Below are 13200 nucleotides of genomic sequence, written 5' to 3'. Positions count from 1 at the left end.
TCAATAAAGAGTCAATACCGACTAGTTTTCATTTTCCAAACGTTTCTTCTCCTGAAAATAGATCCAAATCATTGGAAGTATTATTATAGTGTGCAGAAAAATTGTTAAGGTCAAAGGACCTTGGTTAAGCCAACCGAAAAAACTCGGGTTGACATCTGTAAATGGTTCAAACATTGTATCTCCTTATCTTTCGTGTACTGGATTTTTACCAGTTGTAAGTAAATCTTTTGCCAAGAATATGAAACCTGTGAATGTAACAACACCCATAATGAGTCTCCAATCCATTGCTTGAGAAAACCACATTCCGCTTTGACCGTCAAAATATCCTGCCCAGGTAGCACCCATTTGTGCACGAGAAACAAGAACCTGTACATATCCTGCAATCGTAAGTGCTACGGTCATGCCGACTACCCCACTAACTATCAGGCTAACAGCCCATAGAGATGCTTTGGTATGTTTCATAACTTTTATACCGTTTGTACCCTGTACCGCAATATACATCATACCGACAAGGATAGTCGCATAGGCTCCAAAGAAGGCCAGGTGACCGTGTGCCGAAGTAAACTGCGTACCGTGAGTATATAGGTTTACCTGTGGCAGTGTATGGAAGAATCCCCAAATACCGGCACCAAGGAAGTTACCAAAGGCATTAAGGACAAACCATGTGAATGCCGGACGATTGGTAATAACAGATTTTACATGATCTTCATCTGTATGTTCATTTGCCATTTCTGCACCTTGCGTTTTACCCCAGTCATATAGAACGTGAATAAACATAGCTACAAGCGGTAACGGTTCAAGTGCACTGAATAATGCTCCGATTTCCCACCAGTACTCAGGTGTTCCAATCCAGAAGTAGTGGTGTCCAAGTCCAAGAATACCTGAACCGAAAAGCATTGCAACTTCTATCCATAACCACATTTCAACAACTTTACGGTGCGCACCAATCATAGTAATAAGACCGTAAGCCGCAATCGCGCCAACGAAAACTTCCCAGGTAGCCTCAACCCATAAGTGGATTACCCACCACCACCAGTACTGATCAACTGAAATATTGTCCGTAAAGAACATACCGGCCAAATAAAGACCTGCAAAGGCAATCATATCTGCCATAAGAACGGTGACAATTCCTGTCTGTTCCCCTTTCATTCCTGTTAAGAAAAGATTTCCGACAAATCCAAGAGCTACAACGACAATGCCCCAGTCAGCCCAACGAGGTGCTTCAATATATTCACGACCCTCTGTAATAAACCAGATTGTTGTTGCATCTGCAGGACCTACCTGAATGAACAGGTATACAAGTACAACGACAACGATTGCTGCTGCAAAAATCCAAAACAAAAGCTTTCCGATTTTGATACCGACTGTTTCAATTCCTGTCTCATCCGGCAGTAACCAGTAAACAGAACCAAACATTGCAAAGACCATCCAAACAACGAGTGCATTAATATGTATAATTCTGGCAATTGAAAAGTCCAGAACGCCATATAAAAAACCAGGCATTACATACTGAATCGCTGCCACTAACCCGAAAAGTAATTGGGCGCCAAAGAGAATAGCTGCAAATGTAAAGTACCATGTTGCCAACTGTTTTGATTCACTTCCGACACCTGTTAAATATTTACTTGCCATGAACTGCTCCTTTTATTTTTCCAAAGTTTCTTGGGAAGCCATTTGTGTCAATAGATGACATATGTTTCAAGAAAGCAACTAAACCTTTAGCCTCTTTTGCTGTGATACCTAAGTCCGGCATCATACGGGCATGTGTAGGATACTGGTCCGGATGCATAAGGAATTCAGCCATCGCCTCTTCTTTTGTGTTTTTCCCCGTTAAAGCCTGCATCGCACCATCTGGTCCCCATGCAGGGTCCAACCATGCTTTTGTTAAATCTGGTGCGTAATAAGCTCCGTTTCCTAAAAGAGTATGGCAATCCATACAGTTTTTGGCCTGTGAGCCCAACTTGCCTAAGTGAAGTAAAGCCCCGGCTTCTTCTTCAGAATAGTCATCTCTACCAAAGAACTTTTCTTTTTCCCCAATCACAGGAATTTCATGACCACGTTTTGCGCTCATTTCATACGTGATTTTGTAATTTATAACGGTAGGTCCTGGAACCCTCTTCGTCACCTTGTTTTGTAGATCCTGATCATTTCCCATTGCAATCTGAGCTGACGTATCAAACGTTAGCCAAATTAAAAGAACTGATGCAAAACCTGTAACCCACGTTGCTGTTCTTCGCCAGAAACGATTGTCACTCCATACAGATTTATTAGCCACTGTATCCTCCTATAAATTTATTGTCAAAATATATATTAACAATCAGTGTTCATTTTCTTCATGAACCTGATTTTGCATATAATAAACAGCAAATGGAAGTAAAAACAATCCAATTGCTGCGACAACTAAAGCTTTTGCAGTAAATTCCCCGACATGCATTAAACTTCCCATTAAATACAAACAATAGGCAGTCAATACCCAAAACATGTATGCAAAAAGCATACTCCACGGTTTTAGTAGTTTAACTTTTACTGCAGTATATATACCAACATAAAATCCTCCAAAAACTAACACAAGTGCTGACGATACAAATATAGTTAGAAAATCATCCAACGCAATTTCCGGTCTGATTATAGATGGATCGATCATTTTACACTCCTTAAACTCTGTTAATATTTTAGAATCATATGTATTCTAGTCTTTTCTGATACCAATAATATTGATATAAATCAATTTTATTGACTAACATAATGATTTTATCTTATTTTTATAATTAGTGTTACATTAGGTGAATGAATTTTGTTATTTATTTAAGGAATTATTTATATGTGTAGATTGGTAATAGTTTTTCTTATATGTAAGTTGCTTAGGCTTATCCCGTTACTTACATGTAAGAAAATAATTCTCAATGCTTTGGATAAGTTCTTGAACTCTTTTCTTATATAAAGTAAGATCGCTACTTTCATTTTTGGCTATTTTGTTTTTAATATCGTTTGCACAGGCAGTTAAAGCATCCGCCCCAATATTTGCAGAGACACCGATGATGTCAAGTAACAGACTGTCAGCCTGATCTGTTTTATTGTTTTTGAATAAAATTTCCAACTCCTCTGCTGAGTTGCTGTAGGCGACAAGAAACTCTTTTAAAATATCATGGTAAAAACCACTGTCATTCCCGCATACCTGCAATCCTCTGTGTGTATCTAAAGTTGGTAAATCCGAAGAATTCTCTTCAGCAGAAGAGATTCTGCTTGAGTAATGATACAAAATATCATACAACGCACCGACCTGCAAAGGCTTTTCAAGATGTTCATCCATACCGGCTTCTTTCATTTTTCTAATGTCATCACTTGCCGTATCTCCACTCAGTGCAATGACGGGGATATGATTGTTCTGCGGATCATGTCTGATAGCTCTGGTGGCTTCAAACCCGTCAACTCTCGGCATATGCGCGTCCATGAGTATAATGAGAAAATTTTTGTCTGTTTTGAGGATGTCAAGTGCTTCCTGTCCGTCATTTGCCACAACAACTTCTATACCGCTGTCTCCAAGGACTCCAAGGATTACTTTTTGGTTGATGAGATTGTCTTCGGCCAAAAGAATTCTTTCCCCGGCAAATATTTTAAAATCTTCTTTTGTTATCTTTGCATGCCTTGGCACAGAATGTTGTATTTTTTTTTCTTGAATCTTTTTTTGTGGTGTTGCAGTACTTTGTCCACTTTGCTCTGCTTTGAGTGCTTCTTCTTTTTTAGCCGCTTTTGTGTCAGCTTCTGTTTTGTTTTTTCGTTTTATTCCAAGATAAATGAGTATGAGCAGAAATATAGCTGCCAGAGCAAGTAACTCATTTTGATACTGTAAAACCATAAGAAGACCCTTTTTTTGTTCTTGGAGTAAATCATACAGTATAAAAAATTAAACCTAAATCAAATTTGCTGTATAATCACTAATAAATTTCTATTGACAGGGTGTCTTTTGCAAAATATTCCACATGTTCCGGTTTTATATAAAGAGGTTGTCGAAGCTTTTAAAGATTTACAAGAGGGTATAGTGATAGACTGTACCATGGGGTACGGCGGACACTCCTGTATGATACTTGAAGCCAATCCAAATATAAAACTCATAGCAATTGATCAGGATCAGACCGCTATAGACTTTTCAACAAAACGTCTTGAACAATACGGTAAGAGAGTAAGTATAAGAAAAGGCCGTTTTTCAAATGTGATGCAAGAAATTTTGCAAGAGGTTGATCCCGGCGAAATTAAAGGCATTCTTGCAGACATAGGGGTATCTTCTTTGCAGCTTGACCAAAAAGAGAGGGGCTTTTCGTACGAGAGTGAGACACTTGACATGCGTATGGACAAAGAAGCACCACTGAGTGCTTTACATGTAGTGAATGAATATGCTAAAAGCGAACTTGAAAAAATACTTTTAGAATACGGAGAACTCAGAAACTATAAAAAAATTGCAAATGCTATTGTGCAAAACCGTCCTTTTGTTTCTGCAAAAGAGTTAAGTGAAGCCGTCAAACCACATATGCCAAGAGGCAAGAAAATTCATCCTGCAACACTTTTGATGCAGGCAATCCGCATAGAAGTAAATGATGAACTCGGTGAACTCAGATCACTGCTCAAGAGCATAGAAGAAGCAAAACTGCCGGATGCAAAAGTAGCAATAATATCTTTTCACTCTCTTGAAGACAGGATTGTTAAAAGAGAGTTTTCCAAATGGTCCAAATCATGCATATGTCCTCCTGAGGCATTTCGCTGTACATGTGGAAACAATAATCAGTTAGGAAAGATTTTAACGAAAAAACCGATTACGGCTACAGATGAAGAACTCAAAGAAAATGTCAGGAGCCGCAGCGCAAAAATGCGTCTGTTCCAAATGGGTGAAAAATGAGTGAAAAGAACGAACTTTTAGATGAACTTGATAATCTGGTCATATCAAAACAAAAGTTAGGTCTGAACTATTTTTTATATATGTTGCTGGTGTTGACATTTATAGCCATGTTTGCATTTCCTAAAATTTACATTACAGAGCAAATTTACTTTAAAAGCAGAGATATTGCAAAACTCAAAGTAGAGTATGATACGCTCAAAGAAGAAAACAAACTCATCCGTGCTTCTGTTGAGTCGATAAAATTTAAAAATCAAATACTAGATACTCTCTTTTAAGGAACAGCAGTGATTCGTAAGTTTATAGAATTTGCTATAGAAAAACCACTTTTAAATCATATACTATTACTCTTTATTTTTATGCTCTCCATTTTTGCGTATATCAATATACCCAAAGAGATTTTCCCTCCGATGAATATGGATAAAATAACCATAAAAGGCGGTTATGCCGGAACATCGGCTGATATTTTGGACAAAATGGTTGTACAGAGTATTGAAAATGATTTGCAGAATATTGATGCACTTGAAGATATAAAAAGCAGTATCAAAAACGGTTCATTCAGTATCAGTGCAGACATTAAAAACGGTTCGGACAATATTACGGTACTCAATGATGTCAAAGATGTAGTGAGCAGTGTAAAAAAAGATTTGCCGGCGGATATGAATGAGCCTGTTGCCAAAATCAAAACACATGCATTTCCCCTTGTTCTTATAGCTCTCTCCGGAGATGTTTCTAAAGAAACATTGCTAAAACATGCAGATGAACTCAAAACAGAATTAAGCAAGTTTAAAGATTTGAGCGACATTACAATTCGTGGTGATGCCGATGAAGAGTTGGATATACAGCTTAATCCGCAAAAAATAAGAGCTTACGGACTCTCCTCAACACTGGTTGTCGCACAACTCTCCAAAATAAGTTCGATTTTCCCCATAGGCACTATCAAGCAAAAAGCAAATCATCTTTATATTTCTACATACAACGGTGAAAAGACACAAAAGGCGGTTGAAAATACACTGATTGATGTTGGTGGAAAAAGAGTTAAAATCGGCGATATTGCAGAGGTTTCTTTCAAGTTGAGTGATGAGGTGGAACTCTCCCACTATAATGGGGTACGAAATATTTCAATAAATGTCACAAAGAGCAAAAACGGCAATGCCATTGCTTTGGTAAAAGAGATACGAGAACTTTTAAAAAAACAAGAAGCAAAACATCCTGATTTGGATTATAACATCTATACAGATACTTCTGTATGGATTAAAAACCGCCTCAATACCGTCTTTTCAAATATAATGTTTGGTTTGATGCTTGTTTTTTTGGCAATGCTGATTTTTATCAACAGAGGTATAGCCTTTGTTGTTGCACTCGGTATTCCTGTAAGTTTTATGATAGGGCTTATTGTAACAGAGATATTGGGAGACAGTCTTAATATGCTCTCTCTTCTGGGAGCACTGATTGCGCTTGGAATGCTCGTTGATGAGGCAATAGTTGTAGCCGAGAACATCTACAGGCACCTTGAAGAGGGGATGGATAGAAAAGAAGCGGTCATAACAGGTGCGGCAGAAATGTTTCCTGCCGTACTCACGGCAACGCTTACAACAGTTTTTGCATTTTTACCTATGCTCTTGATGACAGGTGAAATGGGAATGTTTATTAAGATAATTCCTATAATGATAACGGTCCTTTTACTCTCTTCACTCTTTGAAGCCTTTTATTTTCTTCCTTTGCATGCACATGACTTTTTGAAAGTCTCCAAAGAAGGGAGTTTTACAAAACGATTTTGGCAGAAAATGCATGACTGGTACAGTACAGCCCTGCATTTTCTTTTTAGAAGAAAGTTTCTCTCTTTGAGTGTTATTGTTGTGAGCATTGTTTTACTTGAATTTGTAATGATTAAAAATGCAAAATTTCAGCTTTTTCCGGATTTTGACAATACTCAAATATATGTCTATGGAAAGGTCAATATTAACAATGAACTCAAAGATACGGAAAAAATTGTAACAAAACTGGAGAATATCATCCTTCAAAATATAAATAATGAAGATGTCTCCTCTGTAACTTCTGTTATCGGTTTTAAAATGGATGCCAAAAACAGAGCCGAACTCGGTGAAAATATGTTTCATATATTTATAGATTTACACGAGCGTGCGCCTGAGAATTTTTTTGATACATACATCAGTCCTTATCTCTCTATAGAATACAACCCTGGAGTACAAACACGTAAAAAAGATGCAAAAGAGATAGCAAAAGAGATTAAAGAAGTATTGAAAAATCAAAAATCAGCTTTTGAAGAACTTGTTGTGAAAGTACCTGGCGCAGGGGTGATAGCACATGATGTCGAAATTGGTTTGAGTACAAAAAATGCCCAAAGTGTTGTACCCTATCTGAAAATTCTTGAAAAAGAACTCGCAGGTATCAAGGGTGTTTACAATATAGCGGATGATGCAACGCTCGGTGAGAAAGAATTAAAGTTACATGTAAACAGATATGGTCAGGAACTGGGCTTTACCGAACAGGATGTTTCAAATGAACTGCGGGCATATTATCTTAAAGGGGAATACGGAAAACTTTTTAATGACCAGGGCTTGGTGCGTATACGACTTGACAGCAATGTAAATAAAGAGATACGTTCCATACATACAATTGAATTGCAGGTTCCGGGATCAGACAAATATGTTGCCTTAAAAGAGATATGTGATTTTGAGTATATACAAAGCTTTGTAACGCTTAAAAAAGAAAACGGCAAAAGAGTACGCAGTGTTTATGCTTCTACAGACAAAAAAATTATAACATCATCCGAACTCATGAAAAAACTTCAACCGACACTGCAAAAGTTTAAAAAAGAGGGCATTGCTGTAGATATCAAAGGAGAAGAAAAAGAGAATAACAAAAACAAAAGAGAGATGATGCAGTCGGCGCTTATAGCAATATTTTTAATTTTTATTACTTTGGTGTGGCTCTTTGATTCTATAAGAAAATCTTTAATTGTTATCAGTACAATTCCTCTTGTACTTCTGGGTGTTTATGTGGGACACTGGATAATGGGGCTAAACCTGACTATGCCGGGACTCATAGGTATAGTAGGGCTTGCAGGTGTTGTTGTCAATGACGGGCTTATCATGGTAGATTTTATAAAAAATGCCAAAAATACAGAAGATCTGATGAAAAGAGCGCAAACACGACTCAGACCGATTCTTTTGACATCGCTGACAACTGTACTGGGGCTTTTAACACTTATATTTTTTGCATCAGGTCAGGCAAAAATACTCCAACCGATGGCAATATCTTTGGGGTATGGTATCGCATGGGCGACAGTGTTAAATCTGTTGTATGTCCCCTTGCTTTATGCTGTTGTATATAAAATCAAACCACCTCAAGCAAACAAAGGATAAAAATGAATTTAGAAATAAGTCAGGCACAGTTTGGTGTAAGACCACCGGTGACAAAACCAATACCGGAGTTTTTACTGGAAGTAGGGGAGGAAGGCATCAGGGAACTGATTTCCAAACACTATGATGCAATAAAACAGAGTGATATTTCTCATCTTTTTCCTCAGGATGATGTGGAATTTGAAAAAGCAAAAGTGAATTCGGCAGACTTTTTCATTCAAATATGCGGAGGACCGAAGTATTTTAATCAAAACAGAGGGGCACCGCAAATGGTAGGTCGTCACGCACCGTTTCGCATTGATGCAAAAGCACGTCAAACATGGCTGGAACTCTATAAGCCGCTCATTGAAGAGCTAAAAGAAAAAGGGGTGACAGAAACATCACTGTACTCATTTTGGAGATATTTGGATATATTTTCCATCTGGATGATAAATACGCAGTAGTAACCGCATAATAAGGATTATATAAGGAAGCTCCTTGTATAATTCCGACCTACCAACAATAAGTGGGTTCTTAGCTCAGTTGGTTAGAGCTCTCGGCTCATAACCGAGCGGTCGAGTGTTCGAGTCACTCAGAACCCACCACTTATAAACCCCCTAAACAACGAACTTTAAATTTGAATTGGTGTATTGTTCTTTCAACAAAATTTTTCAACACTCTTGGAACTATTTTTTTATGCTCTGCCAATTTTTATTTTTTGGTTGAAATAGATTAGCAGGTTATCAGTTAACCCTACCTTTCAACTTACTTTTAAAAAATTGCACTTGATATTAGAATTGGCGGGTTAAAATAAGGGGCAAACATAACATTTTTCGTTCCCTCTTTTGTTTGTAACTAATCCGCTGTTGGCAATCCGAATTTCTGAGTAATCAATTCTCCTTCTTCATTAAAAAAAAGATAATAAAGTAAATCTTTCTTTACATGTAAACCCGCCAAGAATCTCAAAGCAAGGTTTGCCTGCAGAGATGCTATGTGCATCACAATCGGTGCTGCAATACCTGCGGGTGTTTTTTGTACAATTTTAAAGGCGTCATTAAAAGATGATTTGTCAAAAAAACAGACCTGTCCGTGAAATGCTTCTACACTTCCATAAATCCAGGGTGTATTGACTTTTTTTGCATACGTGTTAATATCCCCGCGTGTAGGAAGATTATCTGTGGCATCTAAAATGAGATCCACTGTAATGTTTTTTTTGCTCCACTCTTCAAAATTACACTCATGGGAAACAGCTTTTGTGAAGGGACATCGCTGTTGTATAATTTCAGCATTTATTTTTGCTTTGTTCTTCCCTTCATCTCCTAGTTTAAAAGCGATTTGTCTATGAATGTTATGCAGACTGACTTCATCAAAATCTATAATGTGGATTTCTCCGATTCCTGTTGATCCCAAAGCAAAGGCAAGCGAAGAACCAAGCCCTCCTGCTCCAACAATTGCTATTTTTTTTGTTTGAAGATTTTTTTGTGTCTCTTCTCCCCAAAGTTGCACCTGTCTGTGAAAATACTCCATCATTATAAATCCTTTTTTGTAAGTTTTAATGCTCTCTTGCTGATAGCTTCTTTAAATCCCCATGTGCGACGAGAGCGCACTACCTCTGTATGACTCATATCAACTATCATTAACTCTTCAGTATTTCCCAAATGGTTTAAAACTTCCGCATTCGGGGATGCCAATATAGAATCACCGTAAAATTTCCATACAAACTCTTTGTCCTGATACTCACCGATTCTGTTGGCTCTGAGTATATACATATTGTGTGTAAATGCTCTTGTGAGTATTAATGCTTTCCATCTCTCATAAGAGTCAAAAGTTGAAACGCTCGGTACAAGCAAACAGTCTATGTTTTTATTTCTAAGTTTAGCAAAAAATTCATCAAAATGAAGTTCAAATCCGTTCATTACCGCAAATTTGAAGCCGTCAATTTTAAAAACCATAGGGGAGAGCAGTGGTGCAAGTGCATTTGCAAAGAATTTTTCTTCATTCCAGTGGGCATAGTTAATAAGGATTTGCTGATTGTAGTAAGAGGCAGATGTTGGAGAAAACTTTGCAATACATTTGTAAATCTTATCTTTTTTGACAATAACCAAGGGAGCGATTATTGTTATACTGTATGTTAAAGAGAGTTCTTTGAGGATTTTAATCTGATGGAGTGCCTGCTCTTTTATCATAGAGACAGACATCTGTTCGAGTTCTTTGAAAAAAGGATTGAGAACGTATTCACCAAGAAGTAGGACTTTGACGCCTTTTTTACTGGCTACCCGAATATAGTTATAAAGTTTTGTAGAACTCATTCCCTGTGCATTGAGCTGTAAAACTGCCGCTCTCATTGCGTAGTTTTTAAATTTTGAATTTTGATTTGAGCTTCTTCAAGCATTTTTTGTGCTTCGGCCAACTCTTTCATGCCTTTTTCATAGGCTTTTACACTTTCTTCAAGTGTAATCTCGGGGCTCATAAGTGTTTCCAAAATTTCTTTGGCATTTTGGAGTTTTTTTTCAAATTTTTCTTTAGCCATTGAGTGCATCCTTTACATTGTTTTCAAATTTATCAAGCTCTACCAAAAATGCGTCATGACCATAGTTGCTGTCAATATCTATATAATCATGATTTCTGTTTCCTATTTTTTTGAGTATCTGTGCCATTTCTTGCATTTCAGTGTTTTTAAACAGCAGATCATTTTTAAAACTTATCAGATACAGAGCAGAGGTTATTCTTTTAAGTGCTTCATCCAGCGAGTCAAATCCTCGAGACAGGTCATATATGTTAATGGCTTTTGTGATATAAAGATAGGACAAGGGATCAAACCATTTTGTAAAATTGTACCCGTTGTATTCCAGATAAGACTCTACCTGAAACTTTCCAAAAAGCTCATACAGCCCATCTGTGAGTTTATACTCTCTGCCAAATTTTTCACGCATTGATTCTGGAGACAAAAAGCTGATATGCCCCGCCATACGACCGACTGCCATCCCGGAGAGTCCCTGTTCTTTGAGAAGATTCGGATCATAATATCCCTGTTTGAAATCAGGATCATTGAGAATGGATTCCTGCGCAACTTTGTTAAAAGCTATTGCCCATGGCTGTGTTGCATGTGTTGTTGCCATTGCAATAATTTTGTTGGCAAAGTTTGGATAGTGTATGGCAAACTGCAGTGCCTGCATACCGCCCATGGAACCGCCGATTATTGCATGTACTCTGTGAATATCGAGCCTGTCAAACAAAATACGCTGTGCTTTTACCATGTCTTTTATGCTGACAACCGGAAATTTGTAACGGTAGGGTTCGTGATGGGGGTACTGCATGCTCATAGGACCTGTGGAACCAAAACAGCTGCCTATGACATTTGAGCATATTACAAAATATCTGTCAGTATCAATGGCTTTTCCCGGACCGATAAAGCCATCCCACCAGCCGGGTTTTGCATCATCTTCATACAGTCCTGCAGCATGATGTGAACCGGTAAGTGCGTGACAGACAACCACTACATTGCTCTTCTCTTCATTAAGTGTGCCATAGGTTTCATAAATAATATCATACGGTTCTAAAATACGCCCGCTTTCAAGATAAAGCGGGTTTGTAAAATGTTCTGTATGCGTTTGCAGGTTTAAAGACAAGGTGATTGCTCTCCGAAAATTAGTAACAGTATTTTAGCAAAAGAGTCTTAATTATGCTTCAAGTGCCTCTTTCATATCTTCAATTAAATCTTTTGGACTCTCCAAACCACAGGAAATTCTAATCAGACCTTCAGGAACACCACAGGCAAGCAGCTCTTCATGTGAGAGTTGCTGGTGTGTTGTCGAAGCAGGGTGCGTAATAATCGATTTTGAATCACCGATATTGACAACAAGTGAATAGAGTTTTGTGGCATTGACAATTTTTGTTGCTTCATCAAAATTTTCAACCTCAAAACTGAGCAGTCCACTGCACAAACCGTCTTGAAAGTATTTTTGGGCATTTTTATAGTTAGGATTACTTTTTAAGCCAGGGTAGTTTACTTTTTTTACTTTAGGATGTGATTCTAAAAATTCTGCCAGTAAAAGTGCATTTTTTGAATGTTCTCTCATGCGTAAGGGAAGTGTTTCCATTCCTTGAATAAAGAGCCATGAATTAAACGGAGAGACAACAGCACCCAAATCACGCAAAAGGGAAAGACGGGCGCGAAGTGTGTAGGGAGGAAGCCCGACATCTGTGTAGACAAGTCCGTGGTATGAAGCATCAGGTTCATTAAAATGAGCATATCTCGGATTGTCTTTGAGTTTTTCTGCAAGATTCTTTCTCTCAACCATGATTCCGCCTATGGCAAGCCCCTGACCTGTAGTATATTTACTGGCACTGTGTACAGTAATATCTGCTCCAAACTCAAAAGGACGGCACAAAGCAGGGGTTGCAACTGTATTGTCAACAACAGTTAAAATATTATATTTGTCTGCAATGGAGGTAATTGCCTCTATATCCGCAACATCAATGCTCGGATTAGTCAATGATTCAAAAAAGACTATTTTTGTATTTTCATCAATAAGTGCTTCTATCTCTTTGGGTTGATGCACATCAAAAAATCTGGCTTCTATGCCAAAACGTTTGAGTGTATGCGTGCTGAGCGTCAAGCTTCCTCCATAAAGCTGCTTGGCGCAAATAATGTTGTCTCCCGCCTGGGCTGCATTGACAATTGCAAAAAAGATTGCACTCATACCGCTTGCTGTAGCAATGGCTGCTTCACCCTCTTCAAGTGCTGCAAAACGTTTTTCAAAAACATCCGTTGTAGGATTGTTAAGACGTGTGTATATGTTGCCGAGTTCTTTTAATGAAAAAAGATTCGCAGCATGTTCTACATCACGAAACTCATAGGCAGTTGTCTGATAAATCGGAACCGCCATAGTCCCTTGCGTATCTTTTTCATATCCGGCATGGAGTGCTAATGTTTGTATATCCACA

Annotated in this window: 14 protein-coding genes and 1 tRNA gene; 5 read left to right on the top strand and 10 right to left on the bottom strand. The window is 38.0% G+C overall.

Annotated elements, in window-relative coordinates; translation table 11 throughout:
• Positions 1–21: 21 nt before the first annotated feature.
• From MLC52_RS08350 to MLC52_RS08330, 5 genes are all read right to left on the bottom strand, one after another.
• Positions 22–174, bottom strand: a complete 153-nt coding sequence (locus MLC52_RS08350; protein ID WP_188110045.1) for a hypothetical protein — start codon at positions 172–174, stop codon at positions 22–24.
• A 9-nt stretch (positions 175–183) separates the two neighbouring features.
• Positions 184–1632 (bottom strand): cbb3-type cytochrome c oxidase subunit I, encoded by a 1449-nt coding sequence (locus MLC52_RS08345; RefSeq protein ID WP_346388978.1) that lies wholly within the window; start codon positions 1630–1632, stop codon positions 184–186.
• Positions 1622–2275 carry a c-type cytochrome gene (locus MLC52_RS08340; RefSeq protein WP_151899971.1) on the bottom strand — a complete coding sequence of 218 codons (654 nt, stop codon included), beginning with the start codon at positions 2273–2275 and terminating at the stop codon, positions 1622–1624. Before MLC52_RS08340 ends, MLC52_RS08345 begins: the two co-directional genes overlap by 11 nt.
• Before the next feature lie 42 nt (positions 2276–2317).
• Positions 2318–2644: a hypothetical protein gene (locus MLC52_RS08335; protein WP_151899972.1), complete on the bottom strand. Its 327-nt coding sequence runs from the start codon at positions 2642–2644 to the stop codon at positions 2318–2320.
• A 231-nt stretch (positions 2645–2875) separates the two neighbouring features.
• On the bottom strand, positions 2876–3856 hold the full coding sequence (locus tag MLC52_RS08330) for a response regulator (protein WP_434580010.1): 981 nt from the start codon (positions 3854–3856) through the stop codon (positions 2876–2878).
• 108 nt (positions 3857–3964) lie between these two features.
• Here MLC52_RS08330 and rsmH point away from each other — a divergent pair, with 108 nt between their 5' ends.
• From rsmH to MLC52_RS08305, 5 genes are all read left to right on the top strand, one after another.
• The gene (rsmH, locus tag MLC52_RS08325; protein ID WP_434580008.1) at positions 3965–4891 is read left to right on the top strand and encodes a 16S rRNA (cytosine(1402)-N(4))-methyltransferase RsmH; all 927 of its coding nucleotides are present in this window, start codon (positions 3965–3967) and stop codon (positions 4889–4891) included.
• Entirely contained in the window at positions 4888–5166 is a 279-nt protein-coding gene (locus MLC52_RS08320; protein WP_151899975.1) for a hypothetical protein, read from the top strand. The genes rsmH and MLC52_RS08320 overlap by 4 nt, the downstream gene beginning before the upstream one ends.
• 9 nt (positions 5167–5175) lie before the next feature.
• Positions 5176–8277: an efflux RND transporter permease subunit gene (locus tag MLC52_RS08315; protein WP_434580006.1), complete on the top strand. Its 3102-nt coding sequence runs from the start codon at positions 5176–5178 to the stop codon at positions 8275–8277.
• 2 nt (positions 8278–8279) lie between these two features.
• On the top strand, positions 8280–8717 hold the full coding sequence (locus MLC52_RS08310; RefSeq protein WP_418640498.1) for a globin: 438 nt from the start codon (positions 8280–8282) through the stop codon (positions 8715–8717).
• 64 nt (positions 8718–8781) lie between these two features.
• Positions 8782–8858, top strand: a tRNA-Ile gene (locus MLC52_RS08305).
• 250 nt (positions 8859–9108) lie between these two features.
• On the opposite strand, the gene MLC52_RS08300 is transcribed toward MLC52_RS08305, so the two are convergent.
• From MLC52_RS08300 to MLC52_RS08280, 5 genes are read right to left on the bottom strand one after another with little or no spacing between them, the layout of a single operon-like run.
• Positions 9109–9783: a HesA/MoeB/ThiF family protein gene (locus tag MLC52_RS08300; RefSeq protein ID WP_151899978.1), complete on the bottom strand. Its 675-nt coding sequence runs from the start codon at positions 9781–9783 to the stop codon at positions 9109–9111.
• Positions 9783–10598: a carbon-nitrogen hydrolase family protein gene (locus tag MLC52_RS08295; protein WP_346388975.1), complete on the bottom strand. Its 816-nt coding sequence runs from the start codon at positions 10596–10598 to the stop codon at positions 9783–9785. Before MLC52_RS08295 ends, MLC52_RS08300 begins: the two co-directional genes overlap by 1 nt.
• Positions 10595–10783 carry an exodeoxyribonuclease VII small subunit gene (xseB, locus tag MLC52_RS08290; protein ID WP_151899980.1) on the bottom strand — a complete coding sequence of 63 codons (189 nt, stop codon included), beginning with the start codon at positions 10781–10783 and terminating at the stop codon, positions 10595–10597. Before xseB ends, MLC52_RS08295 begins: the two co-directional genes overlap by 4 nt.
• Complete coding sequence (metX, locus tag MLC52_RS08285) at positions 10776–11882, bottom strand: homoserine O-acetyltransferase MetX (RefSeq protein ID WP_151899981.1); 1107 nt, start codon at positions 11880–11882, stop codon at positions 10776–10778. Before metX ends, xseB begins: the two co-directional genes overlap by 8 nt.
• Positions 11883–11933: 51 nt before the next feature.
• A complete protein-coding gene (locus MLC52_RS08280; RefSeq protein WP_434580002.1) occupies positions 11934–13199 on the bottom strand; it encodes an O-acetylhomoserine aminocarboxypropyltransferase/cysteine synthase family protein in 1266 nt (421 codons plus the stop codon).
• Position 13200: the final 1 nt, after the last annotated feature.

It is taken from the genome of Sulfurimonas sp. NW15, assembly GCF_051132285.1.
Classification (GTDB): Bacteria; Campylobacterota; Campylobacteria; order Campylobacterales; family Sulfurimonadaceae; genus Sulfurimonas; species Sulfurimonas hydrogeniphila.
Note: the sequence above shows the minus strand (reverse complement) of the source record. Positions and strands in the feature narration are given on the sequence as shown.